Annotated in this window: 21 protein-coding genes and 1 riboswitch; of the genes, 8 read left to right on the forward strand and 13 right to left on the reverse strand. The window is 66.6% G+C overall.

Features of this window, described 5'->3' with window-relative positions; all coding sequences use genetic code 11:
* Nucleotides 1-65 precede the first annotated feature (65 nt).
* Entirely contained in the window at nt 66-2,972 is a 2,907-nt protein-coding gene (locus ACK4S9_RS00460; protein ID WP_409720180.1) for a response regulator, read from the forward strand.
* Nucleotides 2,973-3,002: 30 nt separating this feature from the next.
* On the opposite strand, the gene htpX is transcribed toward ACK4S9_RS00460, so the two are convergent.
* The 6 genes from htpX to pstS all read right to left on the reverse strand — a co-directional run bounded on the left by htpX (nt 3,003) and on the right by pstS (nt 8,648).
* Nucleotides 3,003-3,875, reverse strand: coding sequence for a protease HtpX (gene htpX, locus ACK4S9_RS00465; RefSeq protein ID WP_409720182.1), 873 nt, complete (start codon nt 3,873-3,875; stop codon nt 3,003-3,005).
* A 31-nt stretch (nt 3,876-3,906) separates the two neighbouring features.
* Entirely contained in the window at nt 3,907-5,481 is a 1,575-nt protein-coding gene (locus tag ACK4S9_RS00470) for a TerC family protein (protein ID WP_409720184.1), read from the reverse strand.
* 136 nt (nt 5,482-5,617) lie between these two features.
* Entirely contained in the window at nt 5,618-5,935 is a 318-nt protein-coding gene (locus ACK4S9_RS00475) for a hypothetical protein (RefSeq protein ID WP_409720186.1), read from the reverse strand.
* 68 nt (nt 5,936-6,003) lie between these two features.
* The gene (locus tag ACK4S9_RS00480; RefSeq protein WP_409720188.1) at nt 6,004-6,567 is read right to left on the reverse strand and encodes a manganese efflux pump MntP family protein; all 564 of its coding nucleotides are present in this window, start codon (nt 6,565-6,567) and stop codon (nt 6,004-6,006) included.
* Nucleotides 6,568-6,573: 6 nt separating this feature from the next.
* A riboswitch (yybP-ykoY riboswitch) is annotated at nt 6,574-6,749 on the reverse strand.
* A gap of 80 nt (nt 6,750-6,829) precedes the next feature.
* Nucleotides 6,830-7,468: a winged-helix domain-containing protein gene (locus ACK4S9_RS00485; protein WP_409720190.1), complete on the reverse strand. Its 639-nt coding sequence runs from the start codon at nt 7,466-7,468 to the stop codon at nt 6,830-6,832.
* A gap of 142 nt (nt 7,469-7,610) precedes the next feature.
* A complete protein-coding gene (gene pstS / locus ACK4S9_RS00490; RefSeq protein ID WP_409720192.1) occupies nt 7,611-8,648 on the reverse strand; it encodes a phosphate ABC transporter substrate-binding protein PstS in 1,038 nt (345 codons plus the stop codon).
* Nucleotides 8,649-8,828: 180 nt separating this feature from the next.
* On the opposite strand from pstS, the gene ACK4S9_RS00495 reads away from it, so the two are divergent.
* From ACK4S9_RS00495 to ACK4S9_RS00510, 4 genes are all read left to right on the forward strand, one after another.
* A complete protein-coding gene (locus ACK4S9_RS00495; protein WP_409720194.1) occupies nt 8,829-9,230 on the forward strand; it encodes a hypothetical protein in 402 nt (133 codons plus the stop codon).
* Nucleotides 9,231-9,252: 22 nt separating this feature from the next.
* Complete coding sequence (gene ggt / locus ACK4S9_RS00500; protein ID WP_409720196.1) at nt 9,253-10,998, forward strand: gamma-glutamyltransferase; 1,746 nt, start codon at nt 9,253-9,255, stop codon at nt 10,996-10,998.
* Between the two features lie 119 nt (nt 10,999-11,117).
* A complete protein-coding gene (locus ACK4S9_RS00505) occupies nt 11,118-12,371 on the forward strand; it encodes a diguanylate cyclase domain-containing protein (protein ID WP_409720198.1) in 1,254 nt (417 codons plus the stop codon).
* A gap of 53 nt (nt 12,372-12,424) precedes the next feature.
* Nucleotides 12,425-13,315: a bile acid:sodium symporter family protein gene (locus tag ACK4S9_RS00510; protein ID WP_409720201.1), complete on the forward strand. Its 891-nt coding sequence runs from the start codon at nt 12,425-12,427 to the stop codon at nt 13,313-13,315.
* A 7-nt stretch (nt 13,316-13,322) separates the two neighbouring features.
* Here the strand turns inward: ACK4S9_RS00510 and ACK4S9_RS00515 are convergent, their stop codons facing one another.
* From ACK4S9_RS00515 to ACK4S9_RS00525, 3 genes are read right to left on the reverse strand one after another with little or no spacing between them, the layout of a single operon-like run.
* Nucleotides 13,323-14,723 carry a hypothetical protein gene (locus ACK4S9_RS00515; RefSeq protein WP_409720203.1) on the reverse strand — a complete coding sequence of 467 codons (1,401 nt, stop codon included), beginning with the start codon at nt 14,721-14,723 and terminating at the stop codon, nt 13,323-13,325.
* Nucleotides 14,720-15,469 carry an ABC transporter ATP-binding protein gene (locus tag ACK4S9_RS00520; RefSeq protein ID WP_409720205.1) on the reverse strand — a complete coding sequence of 250 codons (750 nt, stop codon included), beginning with the start codon at nt 15,467-15,469 and terminating at the stop codon, nt 14,720-14,722. Before ACK4S9_RS00520 ends, ACK4S9_RS00515 begins: the two co-directional genes overlap by 4 nt.
* On the reverse strand, nt 15,466-15,864 hold the full coding sequence (locus tag ACK4S9_RS00525) for a GntR family transcriptional regulator (protein ID WP_409720207.1): 399 nt from the start codon (nt 15,862-15,864) through the stop codon (nt 15,466-15,468). The genes ACK4S9_RS00520 and ACK4S9_RS00525 overlap by 4 nt, the downstream gene beginning before the upstream one ends.
* A 187-nt stretch (nt 15,865-16,051) precedes the next feature.
* Here ACK4S9_RS00525 and ACK4S9_RS00530 point away from each other — a divergent pair, with 187 nt between their 5' ends.
* Nucleotides 16,052-18,121, forward strand: a complete 2,070-nt coding sequence (locus ACK4S9_RS00530; protein ID WP_409720209.1) for a PAS domain S-box protein — start codon at nt 16,052-16,054, stop codon at nt 18,119-18,121.
* Between the two features lie 199 nt (nt 18,122-18,320).
* Here ACK4S9_RS00530 and ACK4S9_RS00535 read toward each other — a convergent pair whose 3' ends face one another.
* The 4 genes from ACK4S9_RS00535 to ACK4S9_RS00550 all read right to left on the reverse strand — a co-directional run bounded on the left by ACK4S9_RS00535 (nt 18,321) and on the right by ACK4S9_RS00550 (nt 21,417).
* The gene (locus ACK4S9_RS00535; RefSeq protein ID WP_036210757.1) at nt 18,321-18,905 is read right to left on the reverse strand and encodes a TerD family protein; all 585 of its coding nucleotides are present in this window, start codon (nt 18,903-18,905) and stop codon (nt 18,321-18,323) included.
* Nucleotides 18,906-18,929: 24 nt separating this feature from the next.
* Nucleotides 18,930-19,625 (reverse strand): TIGR00266 family protein, encoded by a 696-nt coding sequence (locus ACK4S9_RS00540; RefSeq protein ID WP_409720211.1) that lies wholly within the window; start codon nt 19,623-19,625, stop codon nt 18,930-18,932.
* 56 nt (nt 19,626-19,681) lie between these two features.
* On the reverse strand, nt 19,682-20,257 hold the full coding sequence (locus tag ACK4S9_RS00545; protein WP_409720213.1) for a TerD family protein: 576 nt from the start codon (nt 20,255-20,257) through the stop codon (nt 19,682-19,684).
* 113 nt (nt 20,258-20,370) lie between these two features.
* Nucleotides 20,371-21,417 (reverse strand): DUF475 domain-containing protein, encoded by a 1,047-nt coding sequence (locus ACK4S9_RS00550; protein ID WP_409720215.1) that lies wholly within the window; start codon nt 21,415-21,417, stop codon nt 20,371-20,373.
* A 161-nt stretch (nt 21,418-21,578) separates the two neighbouring features.
* On the opposite strand from ACK4S9_RS00550, the gene nhaR reads away from it, so the two are divergent.
* Together nhaR and ACK4S9_RS00560 are read left to right on the forward strand one after the other, a co-directional pair.
* Nucleotides 21,579-22,487, forward strand: a complete 909-nt coding sequence (gene nhaR / locus ACK4S9_RS00555; RefSeq protein WP_409720217.1) for a transcriptional activator NhaR — start codon at nt 21,579-21,581, stop codon at nt 22,485-22,487.
* 59 nt (nt 22,488-22,546) lie between these two features.
* Nucleotides 22,547-23,893, forward strand: a complete 1,347-nt coding sequence (locus ACK4S9_RS00560; protein ID WP_409720219.1) for a hemolysin family protein — start codon at nt 22,547-22,549, stop codon at nt 23,891-23,893.
* Nucleotides 23,894-24,003: the final 110 nt, after the last annotated feature.

Raw genomic sequence — 24,003 nt, forward strand, 5'->3', positions numbered from 1 at the left:
AATTGCGTGGGGCAAAACCATTTGTTTCCTCTAGAATACAAAACTTTGTGTTCCAAGGAATCTCCATGTCCGCCACCCCGGAACTGTCTTCGCTCGAAGCCAACCTGACCTCGACGCTGGTCGCCAAGATCCGCGACTTCGCGATCTTCATGTTGACGCCCGATGGCAGGGTCGCCACCTGGAACGCCGGCGCGGCGCGGGCCAAAGGGTATGCAGCCGAGGAAATCATCGGCAAATCCTTTGCCTGCTTCTATACCCCTGAAGACCAGGAAATGGCCGTGCCGGCGCAGGCGCTCGCCACCGCGCGCGCGAACGGGATCTTCGAAGCGACCGGCTGGCGGGTGCGCAAGGACGGCTCGCACTTCTGGGCGCACGTGGTGATCGACCCGCTGTACGACGACGACGGCGCCCTGATCGGCTTCGGCAAGGTCACGCGCGACATCACCCGGGCGCGCGAGGCGCGCGAACGCGAGGAGCGTGCCCGCGAAGCGCTGCTGCAGGCGCGCACCGAGCAGAGCCAGCACCTGCTGCGCCTGTTCGAACAGGCGCCGGGCTTCGTCTGCTTCTTCCGCGGCCCCACCCATGTCTACGAACTGCAGAACGAGGCCCACCACCGCCTCGCCGGCCTGCGCGACATCATCGGCAAGCCGGTGCGCGAAGCCTTGCCCGAGCTCGAGGGCCAGGGCTTCTTCGAACTGCTCGACACCGTCTACACCTCGGGCAAGCCCTACGTCGGCCGCGCCGTCCCGATCACCGTGGAATCGGCCGGCGGCGGCAAGGTGGACAGCTTCATCGACCTGGTCTACCAGCCGATCTTCGACGAGAACGGCGAGGTGCTGGGCATCGTCTCGCAGGGCAGCGACGTCACCGAGCAGGTGCTGGGCGCCCGCTCGCTGGGCGAGAAGCAGCTCGAGCTGGAACGGACCATCGAGGAACGCACCCGCGCGCTGGACGACGCGCGCCAGGCGCTGGCGCTGGCCAACGAACTGCAAATTAGCAATGCCTTCTTCCAGAGCCTGTTCGAGCAGGCGCCCGGCTTCATCTGCGTGCTCAAGGGGCCGGACCACGTGTTCGACCTCGCCAACGACGCCTACCGCAGGCTGGTCGGCCAGCGCGAACTGGCCGGCAAGGCGGTCAGGGACGTCCTGCCCGACGCCGCGGGCCAGGGCTTCTTCGAACTGCTGGACCAGGTCTACCAGACCGGCAAGCCGGTGGTCGGCCAGAGCGTCCAGCTCGACCTGAAGGAAACGCCGTCGAAGACCGTCACCCGGTTCATCGACTTCGTCTACCAGCCCATCCTGAACGCGCAGAACCAGTCGGTCGGAATTTTCGTGCAGGGCAACGACGTCACCAAGCAGAAGCTGGCGCAGGACGAAGTGCAGAAATACCAGCGCGAGCTCGAGCAACTGGTGCAGGCCCGCACCGAGGAACTGCAATCGGCCCAGGCCGCGCTGCAGCACGCGCAGAAGCTGGAAGCGATCGGCAAGCTGACCGGCGGCGTGGCCCACGATTTCAACAACATCCTGCAGGTCATCGGCGGCAACCTGCAGCTGCTGCGCGACGGCATGGCGGGCGACGCCCGCGCCCTCAAGCAGCTCGACACCGCCAGCGGCGCCGTGGAGCGCGGCGCCAAGCTGGCGGCGCAGCTGCTCGCATTCGCACGGCGCCAGCCGCTGCAGCCGCGCGTGGTCGACCCGGCCGGCATCGTCCAGCAGATGGACGAGCTGCTGCGCTGCGCCGTCGGCGAGACGATCGCGGTCGAAACCATCCGCAGCGGCGGCTTGTGGAACACCTGCGTCGACCCCTACCAGCTCGAGAACGTGATCCTCAACCTGGCCATCAACGCGCGCGACGCCATGCGCGACGGCGGCCGCCTGACCATCGAGCTGGGCAACGCCCTGCTCGACGACGACTACGCGGCCCTGCACCACGACCTCACGCCAGGGCAGTACGTGATGATCGCGGTGTCCGACAACGGCTGCGGCATGAGCAAGGAAACCCTGGAGCGCGCCTGCGAGCCCTTCTTCACCACCAAGCCCGAGGGGCAAGGCACCGGCCTGGGCCTGTCGATGGCCTATGGCTTCGTGAAGCAGACGGGCGGCCACTTCAAGATCTACAGTGAAGTGGGGCACGGCACCACCATCAAGATGTACTTCCCGCGCTCCTACCAGGCGGAAGCCGCCGAACGGGTGCTCAAGAGCGGTCCGGTCACGGGCGGCGACGAGACCATCTTGGTGGTCGAGGACGACCCCGCCGTGCAGGCGACGGTGGTCGAGATGGTCAGGAGCCTGGGCTACACGGTCATGAAGGCCGACAACGCGGCGGCGGCGATGGTGATCCTCAACAGCGGCATCCCGATCGACCTGCTGTTCACCGATGTGGTCATGCCCGGCGCGATGCGCAGCCCGGAACTGGCGCGCCAGGCGCGCGCGCTCCATCCCGGCATCGAGGTGCTGTTCACCTCGGGCTATACGCAGAACGCCATCGTCCACGACGGCAAGCTCGATGCCGGCGTCCAGCTGCTGTCCAAGCCCTACGCGCGCGAGCAGCTGGCGCGCAAGCTCAGGCAGATGCTGACGAAGCAGCACGCGGCCCAGGCCGCGCCGCCTTCGGCGCCCGAGCTCGAGAAGCTGGCGCTGACCCGGCACGTGCTGTTCGTCGACGACGACGCGGACGTGCTGAGCATGACCTGCTCGCTGCTCGAGCTGCTGAACCAGCGCGTCGACGGCGCGGCCAACCCGCAGGATGCCCTCGCCCTGCTGGAGCGCAACCAGTACGAGGTCCTGATCACCGATTACGATTTGCCCGGCATGAACGGCATCGAACTGGCCAGGAAAGCGATGGCCGCGCAGCCGCAGCTGAAGGTCGTGATCGCCACCGGCTACGGCCAGGTGGCCGAGGCGGCGCAGATCGGGGCGATCACGATGCCCAAGCCCTTCAAGCCGGACGACCTGAAGCGGATCCTGGCCTAGCCGGCGGCCGGCGCACGGCCGCCGGGTCCCTCATTGCGCCTGCAAGGCGGCGATGCGCGCCTCGATCGGCGGATGGCTGGAAAACAGCGCCAGCGCGCCCTTGCCGGAAATGCCGAAGGCCGCCATGTTCTTCGGCAGTTCGCCTTCGGCCAGGCCGCCCAGGCGGCGCAGCGCCGCGATCATCGGCTGCGGACGGCCCAGGATCTGCGCCGCCCCGCGGTCGGCGCGGAATTCGCGCTGGCGCGAGAAGTACATCACGATGATGCTGGCCAGGATGCCGAACAGGATCTCGCACACCACCACCGTCACCATGTAGCCGATGCCCGGCCCCGACTGTTCGCTGTCGTTCTTGCGCAGCATCTGGTCGACCGCATAGCCGACCACCCGCGCCAGGAACACGACGAAGGTGTTGACCACGCCCTGCACCAGGGTCAGCGTCACCATGTCGCCGTTGGCGATGTGGGCCACCTCGTGCGCCAGCACGGCCTCCACTTCCTCCTGCGACATCGAGGCCAAGAGGCCCGTGGACACCGCCACCAGCGAGCCGTTGCGGGTGGCGCCGGTGGCGAAGGCGTTCGGTTCGCCCTCGTAGACCGCCACTTCCGGCATCCTGATGCCGGCCTTGCGCGCCTGCGCTTCCACGGTGTGGAGCAGCCAGGCCTCGGTGGCATTGGCCGGCTGGGCGATCACGCGCGCCTTGGTGGACCATTTGGCGATCGGCTTGGACAGCCACAGCGAGATGAAGGCGCCGCCGAAGCCCATCAGCGCGGCGAAGGCCAGCAGCATGGGCAGATCCAGGCCGTTGGCGGTGAGGAAGCGGTTCACGCCGAGCAGGCTGGCGCTGACGCTCAGGACCAGCACGACGGCCAGGTTGGTGGCGAGGAACAGGAGAATGCGTTTCATGGTTTTCCTTCCATTACAAGTCGGTCGAAGCTCAAGGCGCGGCCTCGCCGGCCTGCGGGTCCAGGCGCAGGATCGCCACGCGCAGGATGCGCCGGTCTTCCACTTCCAGCACCTCGAAGCGCAGGCCGTCGGTCTCGATGGCCTGGCCGGCGGCCGGCATGGTCTCGAAACGCGCCAGCAGGAAGCCGGCGAGCGAGCTGTACTCGGCGTCCGGGTCCACCAGGCTGCCGGTGTCGAGCATCTGCTCGAGCAGGTGCAGGTCGGCACTGCCGTCGGCCTCCCAGCGGCCCGGTCCCTGCACGCGGATCGCCGGCTGCTCGTCCTCGTCCGGGAACTCGCCGGCGATCGCCTCCAGCAGGTCGATCGGGGTCAAGAGTCCCTGGACCACGCCGTACTCGTCGGCCACCAGCACCAGCTGGCCGCGGGCGCGCTTGAGGGTGTCCATGGCGCGCAGCACGCCGGCCGTATCGGCCAGGTAGATCGGCTTGCGCAGCAGCGTGGCATCGGCCTCGTCGATGCGCTCGTGCAGCAGCAGCGCCCCGATCAGGTCCTTGGTGCGGGCCACGCCCAGCACCCGGTCGACGTCGCCGCGGCAGACCGGCAGTTGGTTGTGCGGCGTTTCCCGCAGCTGCTCCAGGACGGTGGCGGCGTCCTGCTCCAGGTTCACCCAGGACATCTCGGCGCGCGGCGTCATGATCGAGCGGATCGAGCGGTCGGCCAGGGTGAGCACCCCGCTGACCATGTTGCGCTCCTCGACCGCGAACGCGTCCTGCTCCCCTTGCTCCTGGTCCGGCGCCTCGTCCGGCACCGGGCCGTGCGCGGTCTGCCTGCGGTTGCCGAGCATGCGCAGCACCGTGTCGGCGGTGCGCTCGCGGAACGGCAGGCGCGCCTCGTTCTTCAGGAAGTTACGGCGCGCGAACTGGTTCAGGGTCTCGATCAGCACCGAGAAGCCGATCGCCGCGTACAGGTAGCCCTTCGGGATGTGGAAGCCCAGTCCCTCGGCGATCAGGCTCAGGCCGATCATCAACAGGAAGCTCAGGCACAGCACCACCACGGTCGGGTGCGCGTTGACGAAGCGGGTCAGCGGCTTCGAGGCCAGGATCATGACGCCGATCGAGATGACGACGGCCGCCATCATGACCCACAGTTCCTCCACCATGCCCACCGCCGTGATCACCGCGTCGAGCGAGAACACGGCGTCGAGCACCACGATCTGCGCCACCACCGCGGCGAAGCCCGCATACACCTTGTTGCCGGACTGGACGTGGGTGACGCCCTCGATGCGCTCGTGCAGCTCGACCGTGGCCTTGAACAGCAGGAACAGGCCGCCGATGAGGAGGATCAGGTCACGTCCGGAAAAACTGAAGGAAGCGAGCGAGAACAGCGGCGTGGTCAGCGTGACCAGCCAGGAAACGATCGTCAGCAGGCCCAGGCGCATGGCCATGGCCAGCGACAGGCCGATCAGGCGCGCCTTGTCGCGCTGGTGCGGCGGCAGCTTGTCCGCCAGGATCGCGATAAAAATCAGGTTGTCGATGCCCAGGACGATTTCCAGGAACACCAGGGTCAGCAAACCCACCCAGATCGAGGGGTCCATTAGCCATTCCATCTTGCTTGCCTTATCAAATGTGAAGAAGCGGGGGTCCACCGGCGACGGCCGGGGGAAGAAGTCCGGCGGCAGGCAGGCGCGCGCGGCACCGGCCGGCACGAACCGGACGAACGACAGGGGGAGCCAGGCTCCGGCGTCAGGCGCGGCGGGGCGGCTTGTCGGGAGGCGGGAGGGTGAAGCAGTAAGGCGGCGCGGCGTGCGCCGGCGGCGCGGCGGCGCCGAGGCCGGCCAGGTTCAGGTGGCCGTCCTGGTGCACGAGGTCGTGCAGGTCGGCCACCGAAGGCGGCTCGTCGGGGTCGATGTCGGGGGCGGCGTTACCCTTGAATGCGTCGGCGCCGGCCGCGCAGGCATGCGCGCACGCGCTATCGGGCTGCGCGGTCGACACGGACATCGACAGCGCCAGGGCGTTCAGCGGGAACAGCAGGATCAGGAAGATGACGAGGATTCGTCTCATACGATGGGGGCACACATGAGGATTCCAGTATAGCACGGGTCCGGACGCCGCCCGGGGCGGCGCCGGAGTCAGTGCGACAGGTGCTCGATCAGGATGGTCGTGCCCACCAGCACCAGCACCACGCCGCCGATGCGCTCCGCGTTGCGCCCCACGGCCGCGCCCAGGCGCCGCCCGAGCAGCACGCCGATGGTGACCATGACCGTGGTGGCGATGCCGATCGCCACCGCCGCATGCACGATCGAGACGTCGACGAAAGCGAGCCCCACCCCGACCGCCATCGCATCGATGCTGGTCGCCACCGCGGTCAGCACCAGCACCAGGAAGTTCTGCGAGCCGGCGCGCTCTTCTTCCTCTTCCTCGTCGCCGAAGGACAGCCAGAGCATGCGCCCGCCCAGCCCCAGCAGCAGGAAGAAGGCGATCCAGTGGTCCCACTGGCGGATGGCGTCGGCCGCCAGCGAGCCGAGAGCCCAGCCGATCACGGGAGTGATGGTCTCGATGCAGCCGAACAGCAGGCCGATCCGGAGCGCCTGCGGCAAGCCGGGATTGCGCAGGGCGGCACCCTTGGCGATCGCGGCGGCGAAGGCGTCGGTCGACATGGCAAGGGCGAGGAAGACGAGGGCGGTGAAGGTCATGCTGGGAGTTCCGGTCGGGGCAAACGCAACGGCGCATCCGCACGCCCGACAAATGGCGCGGATGGGCCGATGGTCTCGCCAAGCGCTAGGCCGCCCGCGCCACGCTTTCGTCTTGAAGCGAGTATGTTGACACGGGCCCTCCCGCATTGCGCAGGAGGAGGCTACTCCCCACGGGGTGTGGGCATTCTAGAAGGAAACAACTTCCGGCGCAAGCGGGTCGGGCTGGGTCGGGCTGGCGAAGAAGCGGGTTGGCTGGGCAGGCTCAGGCCGCGGACAGCATGTAACCGGCGCCGCGCACGGTCTTGAGCAGGGACTTGGCGCGTCCCAGCGCCTTGCGCAGGCGCAGCACGTGGACGTCCACGGTGCGCTGGTCGAGCCTGTCGTGCGACTCCCACAGCTGTGCGAGCAGCTCGGCGCGCGAGAACACCTGGCCCGGGTGGCACAGCAGGAAACGCAGCAGCCGGTATTCGGTGTGGCGCACCTCGACCTTGTGGTTGCCGACGCGCACGCTGCAGCTGAGCGGGTCGAGCACCAGGCGCCCCAGGCACAGCGGGCGCTCGTCCGGCGCGTCGTCCGGCGGCGGGTGGGGAATGAATTCGGCGGGCGGCGGCGGCGCCTCGCGTTCGCCGTCCGTGCGTTCGGCGGCGAGCAGGATCACCGGTTTCTCGCGCAGCCCACGCGTGCCGCGCAGGCGCGCCAGCAGGCGCATGCCGCCTTCCTGGCGCAGCATCGACTCCTGCAGCAGCACGCCGGGGCGTTCGCGCCCGATGAACTCCCAGGCCTGCGCCAGGCTCGGCACGCTGTGCCAGATCCACTCGTCTTCGTGCAGCGAATACTTGAGCAGCTCGGCGATGGCCGGCTTGTCGTCGACGACCAGGACGATCGTGTTAGCCGTGTTCATAGTTGAAATGTAGGGTGGGCAGGTCTTCCTGCCCACGCGCGTTCAAACAGAATTTGAATGGATGTGCGGCCTGCTTACGTGAGTTGAACGCGTGGACGGCATAGCCGCCCACCCTACGTCAGCGCCGCGTCAACTCAAGGGATCAGTAGATCGCCTTGCCCGATGCATCCTTCAGGTTGGCCTTCCAGTTGGCCTGCACCAGCTTGACCACCGATGCCGGCATCGGCACGTAGTCCAGCTCGGCCGCCGCCGGGGCGCCGTTCTTGAAGGCCCAGTCGAAGAACTTCACGACTTCCTGGCCCTTGGCGGCGTTGGCCTGGGTCTTGTGCATCAGGATGTAGGACACGCCGGTGATCGGCCAGCTCTGCTTGCCGGCAGCATCGGTCAGCACCACGCCGAAGCCGGGAGCCTTGGTCCATTCGGCGCCGCTTGCTGCGGCCTTGAAGGCTTCGTCGTCCGGCTGCAGGAAGACACCGTCCTTGTTCTTCAGCTGGGTGTGCGACAGCTTGTTCTTCTTGGCATAGGCCCACTCGACGTAGCCGATCGCGCCCTTGATGCGCTGCACGTTGGCGGCCACGCCTTCGTTGCCCTTGCCGCCCACGCCCACGGCCCACTTGACGGTGGTGCCGGCGCCGATGCTGTTTTTCCAGTCCGGGCTGGTCTTGGCGAGGTAGTCGGTGAACAGGAAGGAGGTGCCCGAGGAGTCGGCGCGGTGCACGACGGTGATGTCGGCGTCGGGCAGCTTGACGCCCGGGTTCAGCGCGGCGATCGGCTGCGCGTTCCACTTGGTGATCTTACCCATGTAGATGTCGGCCAGCAGCGGGCCGGTGAGCTTGAGCTGGCCCGGCTGGACGCCTTCGACGTTGACCACGGCGACCACGCCGCCCATGATGGCCGGGAATTGCATCAGGCCGGCTTCGTCCAGGTCTTCGGCCTTGAGCGGCATGTCGGACGCGCCGAAGTCGACGGTCCGGGCCTTGATCTGCTTGATGCCTGCGCCGGAACCGACCGACTGGTAGTTCAGGCCATTGCCGGTGGCAGCCTTGTACGACTCGGCCCACTTGGCGTAGATCGGGTACGGGAAGGTCGCGCCGGCGCCGGTGATGTCGGCGGCGTGGGCGCTCGACATCGCGAGCACGGCGGCAGTAGTGGCGGCGGCGGCGAGGATCTTCTTGAACATGGGCTTCTTATTCCTATTCCTGGTTGATGGAGATGTGTTTGGACCACGCGGCAAAGTCTAGTCCGCCGATATGACAGCACCATGACCGCCATGTGACGGCTTCATGACCGCATGTGCGCGACCGCGCCGGGCAGGTTTGCTATGATGAGGATTCCAAAAAAACAACCTGGTGGACATCGCATGCACACCCTGCTCCGTGTTCTCTCCCTCAGCTGCGCCGCCGCTGCGCTGGCCGGCTGCGCCGCCCCCGACCGCCTGCCCCAAGCGCGCTACACCATGACCGAGCGCCAGGTGCTGCCGCTGGGCGACCGCCTCAGCATCACCTACGAAGGCGCGCATGACAGCCGCTGCCCCGACGATGCGCGCTGCCTCTGGCCGGGCCAGCTGGCCTACCGCTTCACGATGCGCATCGGCAGCGTGGCGCAGGGCTTCTACCTTGTGCCGGGCCGGCCGGGCTACATGTCGCCGGCGCTGCGCGGCTCGCGCATCGAACTCGACCACCTGACGCCGCCGCCGCCACGCGCCGTGGCCGGGGCGGCCCCGGTGTCGTATCCGGTGACCTTCAACATGTACGCGCAATAAGCGCCCGCACGGGGAAGACCACATGAAGGCGACCCTGCTCGCTTGCGGGCTGGCTTTGTCCATCGTCCTGCACCCGGCCCCGGCAGCGGCAAAGACACCGGTGGCCACCGGGACCGGGGGCGCGGTCGCCACCATCAGCGAGCAGGCCTCGCAATCGGCCATGGCGATCCTGAACGCGGGCGGCAATGCCGTCGACGCGGCGGTCGCGGCCGCGGCCACGCTGGGCGTCACCGATCCGTTCAGCTGCGGCATCGGCGGCGGCGGCTTCATGGTGATCTACCTGGCCAGGGACAAGCGCGCCATCACCATCGACCACCGCGAGACCGCGCCGGCCAGCTTCACGCCCCAGGCTTTCCTCGAGAACGGCAAGCCGATCGATTTCGAAACGGCGGTGGCGAGCGGCGCCGCGGTGGGCGTGCCCGGCACCGTGCGCGGCTGGCACGAGGCGCTCGAGCGCTACGGCACGATGCGCTTCAAGCAGGTGCTGGCGCCGGCCATCGAAGTGGCCGACAAGGGCTTCCGCGCGACTGAAATATTCAGTCATTTAACGGCGCAAAATGAAAGAAAATTTCAGCTGTACGCCCCGACCAGTGCGCTCTACCTGCGCAATGGCAAGGCCGTCCAGCCCGGCACCCTGATCCGCAATCCCGGCATGGCCAGGGCCTACCGCGAGATCGCCGCGGGCGGCGTCAGGGCGTTCTACGAAGGGCCGCTGGCGCGCGCCATCGTCGATGCCGTCAACAAGCCGCCCCTGGCCCCCGGCAAGCGCGCCCGCCCGGGGCGCATGAGCATGGCCGACCTGGCCAACTACGAGGCGCGCATCCGCCCGCCACTGCGCAGCACCTACCGCGGCTACGAGATCGTCGGCATGCCACTGCCCAGCAGCGGCGGCGCGACGGTGGCCGAAGCGCTCAACATCCTCGAAGGCTACGACCTGAAAGAACTGCCGCGCGCCCAGGCCGAGCACCTGTACATCGAGGCCAGCCGCCTGGCCTTCGCCGACCGCAACGCCTACCTGGCCGACCCGGAATACGTCGACGCGCCCGTGGCCGGCATCCTGTCCAAGGACTACGCGGCCCAGCGCCGCAAGCTGATCGGGGCGCAGGCGGCGCGCAATGTGGCAGCCGGCGACCCCTACGGCTACCAGCGCGACCTGAGCGTGCCGCTGCGCCCACGATCAGCGAAGCTCCAGATGGAAAACGCCCACACCACCCACCTGACGGTCTCGGACAAGGACGGCAACGTGGTGTCGTATACCTTCACCATCGAATCCTGGGGCGGCAGCGGCATCGTGGTGCCGGGCTACGGTTTCCTGCTGAACAACGAGCTGACCGACTTCGACTTCGGCGGCCCGCACCCGAACGTGCCGGAAGCCGGCAAGCGCCCGCGCTCGAGCATGGCGCCGACCATCGTCCTCAAGGACGGCAAGCCGGCCTTCACCATCGGCAGCCCGGGCGGCTCGACCATCATCACGACGGTGCTGCAGACCATCTTCAACCACCTCGACCTCGGCATGCCGATGGACCAGGCCGTGGACGCGCCGCGCATCTCGGAGCGCAACGGCGACGCCACCTCGGTCGAGCCGGGTTTTCCCGGCACCGAAGCGGCGCGCGCACTCGAGCGTCTGGGCCACCGCTGGGAAGCGGACCCCGAGGAAATCGGTGCGGCGAATGCGCTGGTGTTCAACCCGGACGGCACCGTCACGGCCGTCAGCGAAGGCAAGCGCCACGGCGTCGGCGCCGCCCTGGTGCAGCGCCGCGCCCACTAAAGAAGCAGCGTTGGGCGTTTGTTACACGTTCAAAATCTTTCATAGAAAAAATGACAATTCCATGTAGGAATGATCTTACATTGGGATAACATGCGAGCATTAGCACTGTTCATATGGTTATGCCTACCTCCCATATCGTGCCCGGCCTGCCGGTCCGGGGAAGCTCCCTGCCCTTGGGCCTCGCGCTCCTGATCATCGCGGCGATGAGCATCTTTTTCGTCCGCGAGGTCATCGACCTGCGCCAGACGATGATCCAGCTCAGGCAGAACGACGCCGCGCGCATCCAGGTCCGCAACGTCCTGATGAACCTGCTCAACGCCGAAACCGGGCAGCGCGGTTTCCTGCTCACCGGCGATCCGGCCTACCTCGAGGCCTACCAGCTCGGACGCAGCAGCGTCCGGGACAACCTGGCCCAGGCCGAGCAGTCCGGCTACCACGAGGCGCAATTCCTTGCCGGCGTGCGCCAGCTGGCCCTGGTCACGGAAAGCAAGTTGGACGAACTCGAGCGCACAGTGCAGCTCAAGAAGCGCGGCGACGACGCCGCCGCCCTGGCCATGGTGCGCGAGGGCTTCGGCCAGGCCAAGATGCGCGAAGCCCGGCGCCTGGTGCAGGAAGAGGTGGTGCGGCTGCACCTGGCCCGCGAGGCGGTCGTGGACGGCTTCAACGAGCGCCTGCTGCGCGCCTCCGTGATCCTGGCGCTGATGCTCTCGACCGTGGTCGCCATGACCGTACACGCCTGGCGCTCGCTGTCGGCGGCCGCGCGCCGCAACAAGGAACTGGCCAAGCGCCTGGCCATGGAAGCCTCGCACGACGTCCTCACCGGCCTGCCGAACCGGCGCTTCTTCGACCGCTGGGCGCGCCGCCTGGTGGCCAGGAGCCAGCGCAGCGGCAAGCCCTTCACCGTGCTGTCCATCGACCTGGACCGCTTCAAGAACGTCAACGACAGCCACGGCCACCCGGCCGGCGACGAGGTGCTCAAGGAAGTGGCGCGCCGCTTCCAGTCGGTGCTGCGCAGCGGCGAATTCCTGGCGCGGGTGGGCGGCGACGAATTCGTGGTGCTGATGGATGGCGAGTTCTCGCGCAACGAAGTCACCAGCGTCGGACGGCGCCTGATCGACTGCCTCTACCCGTCCCTGCATCCGAAGCTGGCGGACAACGCGGTCGGCGCCAGCATCGGCGCCGCGGGCTTCCCGCTGAACGGCGCCGACCTGGAGGCGGTGATGCAGGCCGCCGACGAGGCGCTCTACGCGTCCAAGCATGGCGGACGCGGCATGCTGTCGTTCGCGCGCGCCGAGCCGGTCCCTGCGCCCTTCGAGCAGGGCGACGCCGGCCATCTTTTTGTCCATACGGCCCAGCAAAGCTCTACACTGTGACGACGGCCGCATCCCATGCGCGACCGCGACAACGACAATAACGGAGACAACGCATGAGCAACTTCATTACCCTGTTGCCCACCCTCCTGATCGGCGCGCTGGCGCTGATCATGTTCGGGCTGGGCCTGTCCCTCACCCTCGCCGACTTCCGCCGCCTGCTCGGCCACCCGAAGGCCGTGGTGCTGGCCCTGGTCCTGCAGGCCATGGTGCTGCCGGCGATCTGCTACGGCCTGATCCTCGGCCTGGGCGTGGCGCCCGTCTACGCGGTCGGCCTCATGCTGCTGGCGGCCTCGCCGGGCGGGGTCTCCGCCAACCTGTTCAGCCACCTGTTCGGCGGCAACGTGGCGATGAACATCTCGCTCACCGCCATCAACACCGTGCTGTCGATCGTCAGCCTGCCCCTGATCGCCAACTTCGCCATCGCCAGCTTCGCCAAGAGCGGGCAAGTGGTGCCGATGCAGACCGCCAAGGTGATCGAGGTGATCGTCATCGTGCTGATCCCGGTGGCGATCGGCATGTTCGTCAAGAGCCGCTCCCCGGGTTTTGCCGCGCGCATGGACAAGCCGATGAAGCGCTTCTCGATGGCCGTGCTGGCCCTGCTCGCCATCATCGCCATCGCCAAGGAGTGGACCGCCATCTCGACCTCGTTCGCCTCGATCGGCCTGGCCGTCATCCTGTTCAACATCCTGAGCCTGGGCCTGGGCTACTACGTGCCGCGCATGCTGGGCCTGGACAAACCGAACGCCATCGCGATCGGCTACGAGATCGGCATCCACAATTCGACCCTGGCGATCTTTGTCGCGGTGTCGGTGCTGGGCGACTTCCAGCTGATGCTGCCGGCGGCGATCTACTCGGTCAGCATGTACGTGTTCGCCACCGCCTTCGGCTTCCTGATCCTGGGCAGGAAAGCAGCGGCCGGGGCCGCGGCGCCGGCGTCCAGCTGAGACTTGTTCAATCCAGGCGTCCGGCCGGGAAGGCGCAGGGCGCGCGCCGCATCGTGCGCAGTCCGCGCACCACGGCGACCACCGTGAGGCCGATGCTGGCCAGGGCGGCTACCGGCAGCGCCGGGATGCCGCTCAATGCGTTGAGCATCGACACCAGCAGCAGCATTGCCGCCGCGCCGGCGGCGCTGCCGGTCCGGCTGGCGTGATTGCGCAGCGGGGCCGCCACCGCCGGCAGGATGATGCAGGCCACGCAGAGCACGCGCAGCAGCGCCTCCGGTCCCGCCTGCCCGAGGGCCGCCAGCAGTAGTGCGGCGCCGGTGGCCAGCGCCCAGCCTGCGAGCGCCTGCAGCAGCAGGCTGCGGCCGAGCTGGACGTTGAACGCTGCCGCTCCGCCCGGCATGGCGGGCGCCAGCCGCACCAGAGCCTGTTCGGCAGCGAGTTCCGCCGGCAGCTGGGCCAGGCGCACGCTGTGCAGGAGAGGAACGACGAACAGCGTGCAGGCGAACAGCCAGCCGATGCCCGCCGTGACCTCGCGATCGGCGCGCCAGGTGGCGAGGATGCCGGTACAGATCACGACCACGGCCAGGACGGCCAGCACCGCCACGGTTTCGGCCAGGTGGCGGGTGGGCCCGAGCGCATGCAGCGCCAGGCGCCGGCCGTCGCGCCTTGCACTGTCGCGGCGCAGCGTCCTGCCATACCAGCCCCTGGTCTGCTTGCTGGCCACCTGCGCGATCAGCGGATCCGGCTGGCCGGACGAGGCGACCCAGCGCAGGCGCTTGGCCACCATCTCCCAGTGGCGCTCGCCTCCTTGCGGGAACATGGCGCTTACCGCCGCCACGATGACGCCTGCATAGATGGGCAGCGCCAGGACGATGGCCACAGGATGGGACAGGAGCGCGACCAGGTCTTCCGGCAGCCACTCCACCAGGAACCAGGTGAAGCACAGTGACGTGATGATCGGTTCGGCTGCCCGGTGTCCTGCCGCGCCCAGTCCGATGCCCGCGACGAAGATCACCAGCCACAACAACCAGAACCCGAGCTCGCCCGTATCGGCATGGGGCGCGCTGGCGAAGCCGGCGATACCGGCCAGGCACACCAGGCAGGACAGCTCGACCAGGCGCCGGCGCATCTGCGGAACCAGCCAGGCATTCACCGGCGTATTGAGCTTCATGGCGCCCGGCATGAAGCGCCATGCCCAGTTCAGCAGGAGGAGCACGGAGGCCGCGGTCCACAGCGTGGCCAGGCCTTCGCGCGGCCCCTCGTTCACCGCTTGCGCGGCGGCGAAAACGATCGCGATGACGATCGCACCCCAGCGGATCACGCCCGACATGCGCGGGTTCGCATGCGTCACCGCGGCGCGCCACAGCATCCGGTAGTCGCGCAGGCGCGCGCTCATCGTCGCGTTCATTGGGTCACCTCGATGAACAGGTCTTCCAGGCTGAGCGGCTCGGCGCGGCGCCCTTCGGTCGTGCTGCGCGCCCCTTCCAGCAGATCGTCGAGCGGCCCCTGCAGCGCGATGCGGCCGTCCTTGAGGAAGGCGACGTCCAGCGCCACCCGCTCCAGGTCGGTCAGGATGTGGGTCGAGAACAGCACCGTGGTGCCGCGCTCGATCACGCCGTCGACCAGCTCGGACAGGAAAGCGCGGCGGCCAGCCGGGTCCAGCGCCGAAACCGGTTCGTCCAGCACCAGCAGTTCCGGATCGTGCGCCAGCGCGCGGATGATCGACAGGCGCTGCTGCTGGCCGCCCGACAGGCGGCCGATCGGCTTGCCCAGTTCCAGCGGGCCGAAACCCCAGCGCTCCAGCAAGGCCTCGACCTTCACCGCGTTCCAGCGCGGGTACATGGCCTTGAAGTAGTCCAGCATCTGCAGCGGCGTCATCCACTCGAACAGGCCGTGCTTCTGCGGCACGTAGCCGATGCGGGCGCGGGTCGCCTCGGACAGCGCGGCCACGTCCTCGCCGAACAGGCGCACGCTGCCGGCGTCGGTTTCGCGCAGGCCGAGCAGGCACTCCATCAGGGTCGACTTGCCGGCGCCGTTGCGGCCCAGCAGACCGATGACCTGGCCCTGCCCGATGTCCCAGTGAAGGCCACTTAACACGATGCTGCTGCCGTAGTGCTTGGCTACGTCGCGCAATTGGATGATGGGTGCGGTCACGATGCTTCCTTCAAGAGGTGGGTGAAAAGATTCAGGACGGTGTCCGGGTCGAGTTCGAGCTCGCGCGCCTCGCGGGCGGCGCGCTCCAGGGTCGGGCGCAGCAGCGCCGCGCGCTCGGACTGGCTGCGGCTGCTGCGCGGGCGCTCGGCCACCAGCATCCCCAGGCCGCGCCGGCGCGCCAGCAGGCCCTCGGTCTCGAGCAGGCCGTAGGCCTTCGAGACGGTCATGGGATTGACGGCGAGGCTGGATGCCACGTCGCGCACCGACGGCAGCTCGTCGCCGGGCGCCATCTGGCCGCCGGCCACCAGGCGTCGCACCTGCTCGACGAGCTGGCGGTAGATCGGCTCGGTCGAGCCGGGCGTGATCGAAAACAGCTGGGATGTATGGACTGCCATGGTGTCTAGGCCGTATATGTGTATTAATTGAGTAATACACTATCCCGAGGCGTTCTTTCTGTCAATACTCCGACGCAAAGATATGCGATAGGTATATGTCCCATTGCAAACAAAACTGTGACATCATGCGCACGCCGACGCCGCACGCACCGCGGCTTGCGCACCTACCTGACAACACCAACGAACCATGTCTTCCACCCCAGAAACGGGCCTGAGTGCCGCCTCCCCCACCTATCCCGAGGTCCGCTTCCGCGAACTGTTCGAGCAGGGGCCGGGCAGCATCCAGCTGCTCGACCCGGAGGGCTACACCATCCGGGTGAACAAGGCCTGGGAAGCGCTGTGGCACATCCACGAAGGCAGCGAGGTGAAACGCCACGTGCTGAGCAGGGAGTACAACGTGCTGCGCGATCCTCAGGTCGTCGAGGCGGGCATCACGCCTTATCTCCGGCGCGCCCTGGACGGCGAATCCGTCGCCATCCCGGCGATCCACTACGATACGACTGCGATCGGTGTGCCGGGACGCTCGCGCTGGGTCACCGCGCGCGCTCACCCGATCAAGGATGGCGAAGGACGCGTCGTCGAAGTCATGCTGATGCATGAGGACATCACCGAACACGTCCAGGCCGAGACGGCATTGCGCGAGCGCGAGGAGCGTTTTCGCACGCTCGCGATGGCAAGCTCGCAGATCGTCTGGACCAATACCTCCGACGGGCGCGTGCTGAACGATTCGCCCTCCTGGCGCGCCTACACCGGACAGACCTACGAGGAATGGAAGGAATTCGGCTGGCTCGACGCAGTCCATCCGGATGACCGCGAGCGCGCCTACCGGGTATGGATCGACTGCGTCGCCAGCCGCTCGGTCTACGAGACCGAATACCGCCTGCGCCGCGCCGATGGGGTGTACCGCTGGACCGCGGTCAAGGGCATCCCCATCCTCGATGGACGGGGTGGCGTGCGCGAATGGGTCGGCGCCAACCGCGACATCCACGATACCGTCATGGCACAGGAGGCCCTGGCCGAGCGGCTCGACCGCGAGCAGCGCCAGTCGGCCCTGCTGGCCAAGGTGGCAAGCGCGTCGCGCACGCTGCACACGGTACTGTCGGTACCCGACATCGCCGAGGTGCTGGTGCAGGAGGTCCGTGCGCTCCTCGACGTCCACCAGGCGGTCGTCTCCCTGACGGAAGGCGACAACTGGACACAGGCCATCAATGCGGTGTCCCTGTCGGAAAAATATGCGGCGTATCGCGCCTTCGACGCTCGCACCGACGGCAGCGGCATCTACGCCGAGGTGTGCCGCACCAACACGCCGATGCGCCTCACCCAGGCGGAACTGGAGGCGCACCCCGCCTGGAAGGGTTTTGGCCGGCATGCTGCCCGCCATCCGGCCATGCGTGGCTGGCTGGCGGTGCCGCTCATCAACCGCAAGGGACACAACATCGGTCTGATCCAGGTGTCGGACAAGGTTCAGGGGGACTTCACCGAACAGGACGAAGCCATTCTGGTCCAACTGGCCTCGATCGCGGCCAACGGCTTCGAGAACGCCCGTCTGTACGGTTCGCTGCGCGAGCAGGACCGGCGCAAGGACGAATTCCTGGCCATGCTCGCCCATGAGTTGCGTAATCCGCTCGCACCGATCGCCTCCGCGGCGGAGCTGCTGAAGATTTCCACGAGTCCGGAGCGCATCCGCGCATCGAGCGAGGTGATCGCGCGCCAGGTGCGGCACATGACCTCGCTGGTGGACGACCTGCTGGACGTATCCCGCGTCACCCGCGGCCTGATCAAGCTCGACCAGGCCCTGGTCGGGATCGGGCCGGTGCTCGCCAATGCGGTGGAACAGTCACGGCCGCTGGTCGCCGCGCGCGGCCATACCCTGACGGTCGAGGTGGCGCCGGAACTGGCCGCGGCCCGGGTGCATGGCGACGCCACGCGTCTGGTGCAGGTGATCGCCAACCTGCTCAACAACGCCGCCAAGTACACCCCCAGCGGCGGCACGATCGTCCTCGACGCGGCGCGTGTCGGTGCCCGCGTGCGGCTGTGCGTGACCGACAATGGCATCGGCATCGATAGCGGGCTGCTGCCGCAGGTGTTCGACCTGTTCACCCAGGCCGAGCGTACGCCGGACCGTTCGCAGGGCGGCCTGGGCATCGGCCTGGCGCTGGTGCGGACCATGGTGGCGCTGCACGGCGGCGAGGTGCAGGCGCACAGCGACGGACCGGGCAAGGGAAGCACCTTTACCGTCTGGCTGCCGCTGGCGTGAATACAAAAAAGCCGGGGCAAGCCCCGGCTCTTCAATACGTCAATGCACTCATAGCACTCATAGGGGTCAGGTCTGACATTCGGACACGAGCTCGAGCATGAGCGTGCTTTACTGCTCAGTCCGTGTCTAAATGTCAGACCTGACCCCGGCAAAAAAAGAGCCGGGACCAGCCCGGCTCTGCGCTTCCATCAGGGATGGATCACAGGTGCGGCGTGATCAGCGGCATCAGGTCGTCGAAAGTACGGCCCGAGCCGTTTTCGCCGATCGCATGCATCTTCCACTCGCCGTTGTGGCGGTACAGCTTGGCCATGATCTGGGCCGTGTGCGAGCCCTGCACCGACAGGTTGAAGCGCGCCACTTCCTGGTTGTTGCCGGCGTTGAGCAGGCGGCAGTAGGCGTTTTCCACGGTCGAGAAGTTCTGGCCGGTGAAGCTGTTCACGGTGAACACCAGCGACTTCACGCTGGCGGGCACGCGCGACAGGTCGACCTGGATCTGCTCGTCGTCGCCGTCGCCGGCACCGGTGCGGTTGTCACCGGTGTGGGTGATGCTGCCGTCCTTGCTCTTGAGCTGGCGGAACCAGACCACGTCGATCGGGCGGTTCGATTCGTCGAACATCACGACCGAGGCGTCCAGGTCGACCGGCTGGCCGGCGCCGCCGCCGAAGCCGAAGAAACCCTTCGACTTGGCCACGTCCCAGCCCAGGCCCATCGTCACGCGGCTCAGTGCGCCGCCTGCTTCCTTGTCCAGCGAAATCTTCTGGCCCTTGCTCAGGTTTACTGACATATCATTCTCCCTAATTTGTTAACTTCAGCGCGCCGGCGTCTGCATCCAGGCCTTGAATGCCATCCGGTTGCGCGAACATACATACACCTTTCCTTTGCCCGAGAAGCGCAACACCATGCCCTCGCCGCTGGTCTGGCTGTTGATCAGGTTGCCCAGGAAGCCGCTGTTGCCGCCGGTCGTGACCGAAATCTCGTAGCGCAGCCCGCTGTCCCAGCACACCACGTGCGAGTTGTCGATGATCGCGTCCTTGCCCGGCTCGACCTCCAGCATCGACATCGAACCGAAGCCCGACACCACCACCTGGCCGCTGCCGGTCGTTTCGGTGACGAAGAAGCCGCCGCTCTGCGCGAACAGGGCGTTGCCCAGGCTCTGGGTGCGGACCTTCAGGTCCACGCCCGAGGTGGCGGCAACGAAGGCGCCGTCGCTGATGATGTACTGGTTCGGACCGCAATCGATGACCTGCATCGCGCCCGGCAGGGTCGGCGACAGCAGGCAGTCGCCGTCGCCTCTCGCCGCCTCGATGTGCTGCTGGAAGAAGGACTCGCCGTTGGCGAAAGTGCGCATCAGCGCGCTGCCCAGGCCGCCCTTCATCTTGCCCTTCAGGTCGAGCGTCGATTCCATCATCACCATCGCATCCGATTCGCAATAGATGGTTTCGCCGCGTCGCATCGAGACATGCAGGAAGGGATCGACATCCCCGGTCACGGTAAATACTGGCATGTGGACTTCCTTTCCGGAGCGGCCCGCGCGTGCGGGCCGCTTACCTGTTTTATTGTTTAAACGTTGACGCCGTAGTTGCGGGCCAGCGGACCGAGGCCGCCGTTGAAGCCCTGGCCGATGGCGCGGAACTTCCAGTCGGCGCCGTTACGATACACCTCGCCGAAGATCATCGCTGCTTCGGTGGAGCTGTCTTCCGACAGGTCGTAGCGCGCGATCTCGCTGTTGTTGGCCGCGTTGACGCAGCGGATGAAGGCCTTGCCGACCATGCCGAAGTTCTGGCGGCGCGCTTCCGCGTCGTGGATGGTCACGGCCAGCACCACCTTGTCGACGTCGGCCGGCACCTTGGACAGGTCGATCGACACGGATTCGTCGTCGCCCTCGCCTTCGCCGGTGAGGTTGTCGCCCGAGTGGACCACCGAGCCGTCCGAGGACTTCAGGTTGTTGTAGAAGATGAAGTCGCTATCCGAACGCACCTTGCCCTGCGAATTGAGCAGGAACACCGCGCCGTCGAGGTCGAAACCGGCGCCGTCGGTGGCGCGGGTGTCCCAGCCGAGGCCGACCTTCAGATTGGTCAGGCCGGGAGCTTCTTTCGACAGGTTGACGTTGCCGCCTTTTTGCAGACTGATTGCCATGATTGTGACTCTCCTAAAAGTTACTGCTTGTGAACACCGGGGGTATGAGCACAGCGAGCTGGTGTTCTGCCACTCGCCGTGCGGTTCTTGCAGGCGGGCCAGGCCCGCCGGTTTTATGCTTCGATTGCCGCGTGCTTCTTCTTGTACTGGATCGAGCTCCACAGCGAGGCCAGGATGAAGGCCAGGCCCACGCCGCCGGTGATCAGCTCGGGCACGTGCATGTGCATGCTGACCAGCATGATCACGGCCAGGATACCGATCGCGTAGTGCGCGCCGTGCTCCAGGTAGACGAACTCGTCCAGCGTGCCCTGGCGCACCAGGTAAACCGTCATCGAACGCACGAACATCGCGCCGATTGCCAGGCCCAGCATGATGATCACGACGTCGCTGGTGATCGCGAAGGCGCCGATCACGCCGTCGAAGCTGAACGAAGCATCGAGCACTTCGAGGTACAGGAAGCCGCCGATACCGCCGCGCTTGACCATCTCGCCCACGTCGCTGCCGGCGTCCGACTCGCTCTTCTCGAGCAGGCTGGAAAGCATGTCCACGCCGATGTAGACCAGGATGCCCCACAGGCCGGCGACCAGCACGATCATCTTCTGCCCTTCGGCGATCCAGCTGGTCGAGTACATCAGCGCAGCCAGCGCCACCAGCACCGAGATCGAGGACACCTTGCCGAGCGAGCCGATCTTGCGCTCGATGTTGCCGAGCCAGTGCACTTCCTTCTCGTCATCGAGCATGAAGTTCAGGAACACCAGCAGCAGGAACATGCCGCCGAAGGCCGCCACTTCCGCATGGTGCTCGGTCAGGTGGCCGGAGAACTCCTTCGGATTGGTCAGCGCCAGGTTCCAGACTTCGGTCATGCCCAGGTCGGCCGCCACGGCGACGATCACCAGCGGGAACACCAGGCGCATGCCGAACACGGCGATGATCATGCCGAGTCCCAGGAACAGCTTGAGCCAGAATTCGTCCCAGCCTTTCAGCACCGAGGCGTTGACCACCGCGTTGTCGAAAGACAGTGAGACTTCCATGACCGACAGAATTGCGCAGACACCGAGCGCCGTGACCATGCCGGCAATGCCGCCATGGTCGTAACCCCACCAGCCTGCCAATGCCATGCAGACGGCGGTCACGATGAATGACCACGTAAAGTGCTTCATGTTGTCGTTTCCCCTTGTTGTTAAGTTAGATTTTTAGTTTATGCGATGAGTTGTTGTGTCAGTATCATTTTTTCGTCCAGAAGACTCACGCAAGTATGAGGGCTGTGCGAATATTGAAAAAGCGAAGATAATCGAAGAATTGCTTCGAAAAAACAGAAGAAATGAACCATACGCCCCCGAATTTCCGCCACCTATATTACTTCTGGGTCGTCGCCAAGGAAGGCAGCATCACGCGCGCCGCCGAACGCCTGAGCCTGGCGATCCAGACCGTCAGCACCCAGCTGGCACAGCTCGAGATGTCCCTGGGCAAGTCCTTGTTCACCCAGCAGGGCCGGAGACTGACTTTAACCGAGGCCGGGCGCCTGGCCTTGTCCTACGCCGACCAGATCTTCCTTCTGGGAGAGCAGATGCAGGAAGCGCTGGCCGAGTCCGACAGCGCGCGCACCCGCCTGACGGTCGGCATTTCCGATTCGCTGCCCAAGCTGACCGCCTACCGGCTGCTGGAGATCGCCACCCAGCTGCCGCGCCCGGTGCGCCTGGTCTGCTACGAAGGCGAATTCGACGAACTGCTGGCCGACCTGGCCCTGCACAAGCTCGACGTGGTGCTGACCGACCGCGCGGTGCGCTCGGGCACGACCCTGCGCGTGTTCAGCCACCTGCTGAGCGACAGCGAGACCATCGTGGTCGGCGCGCCCGCCTTGGTGAAGGACTGGGGCGCGGACTTCCCGCGCTCGTTGAACGGCGCGCCCTTCCTGCTACCGACCCGCAATAATGCCCTGCGCGGCAAGATCGACGAATGGTTCGAGCTGCAGGGCGTGCGTCCGGACGTGGTCGGCGAGTTCATGGACAATGCCCTGCTCAATACCTTCGGCCGGCGCGGCCTGGGCCTGTTCTTCGCTCCAGCCGCCCTGGCCCACGACCTCGAGGACCAATTCAATGCGCTGCTGGTCGGGCGGGTGCCGCAGGTGCGCGAGCACTTCTACGCGATCTCGAACGAGCGCAAGATCAAGCACCCGGCCGTCGAAGCCATCCTCTCCGCGGTCTACCAGGGGGTGCTGGCCGGCACATGAGGAAGGCATGAACGGTACAATGATGTCGGCTATTGCCATTTTTTAACGAAATCTCTTCAATGGAAAACTTCCTGTTTGTCGTTCTCGCCCTGTTCCTGGTGGCGCTGAACGGCTTCTACGTGGCGGCTGAATTCAGCATCGTCACGTTGCGCAAGACCCGCGTCCACGCCATCGCCAGGACCACCGGCCTGCGCGGACGCATCCTCGGCAAGGTCCACGGCCAGCTCGACGCCTACCTCTCGGCCTGCCAGCTCGGCATCACCCTGGCCTCGCTCGGCCTGGGCTGGGTCGGCGAGCCGGCCTTTGCCAGCCTGCTCGAACCGGTGTTCGCCATGCTCGGCGTCACCTCGCCCGAAGTGATCCACGGCGTCTCCTTCGTGGTGGCCTTCTCGGTCATCTCCTTCCTGCACATCGTGATCGGCGAACTGGCGCCCAAGTCGCTCGCGATCCGCCTGCCGGAATCGGTGGCGCTGTGGTGCGCCATCCCGCTGTACGCCTTCTACTGGGCGATGTACCCGGCGATCGCCCTGCTCAACGCCAGCGCCAACATGGTGCTGCGCGTCGCCGGCCTGGCCGGCAGCGGCAGCCACGACACCCACTACTCCACCGACGAACTGAAGATGATCCTGCGCTCCAACACCAGCGCGCCGGGAGCGAAATTCACGAACGACGAGCGCAACATCCTGGCGCAGTCGCTCGACTTCAGCCAACTGGCCGTGTCCGACCTGATGCGGCCGATCAACGAGGTCAGCGCGCTGTACGCCAACCGCTCGCTCGAGGAAAACATGGAGACCGTGCGGCGCAACCGCTTTTCGCGCTACCCTTACTTCGACGAGGAAGGCGAGGAAGTGCTGGGCGTGATCCACCTGAAGGACCTGTTCTTCGCCCAGCAGGCCGGCCGCACCATCACCGACCTGACCCAGCACCTGCGCCCGGTCGAGACCATGTCGGCGCGCACCAAGGCGCAGGACATCTTCCGCCGCTTCAAGAGCGGCGCCCCGCACTTCGCCCTGATCGGCGAAAAAGGCAAGCGCCCGGTCGGCTTCATCACGCTCGACAATCTGCTCGGCGCCATGGTGGGCGAGATCCGCGACGAGTTCCGCATGAACGAGAACGACTGGATGTCCCAGCCCGACGGCACCTGGATCGGCAAGGCCAGCCTGCCGATCTTCTCGCTCGAGCGCCTGCTGGGGATCGACATCGACAACGAGGAAATGGGCCTGGACGACGTCGAATCGGTGGGGGGCCTCCTGATGGCCAAGCTGGGCGACATCCCCAAGCAGGGGCAGCGCATCGGCTTCCCGCAGTTCGACGTGGTGGTCAAGAAGATGAACGGTCCGCGCATCCTCCTGGTGAAGGTCTTTCCGAAGGGAGAGCGCGACGGCGGGTACGACGAGCGCGACTGACACGCTTCCGGACCACGAAACCACAAAGTTGTTGCGCTTGCAATATTCGTAGCGCATACTCGTGGATGACGGGATTCCCGGCGGTAGCGACCACGAGGAGCCATGATGTC

This window comes from Massilia sp., assembly GCF_046293535.1.
Classification (GTDB): domain Bacteria; phylum Pseudomonadota; class Gammaproteobacteria; order Burkholderiales; family Burkholderiaceae_D; genus Telluria.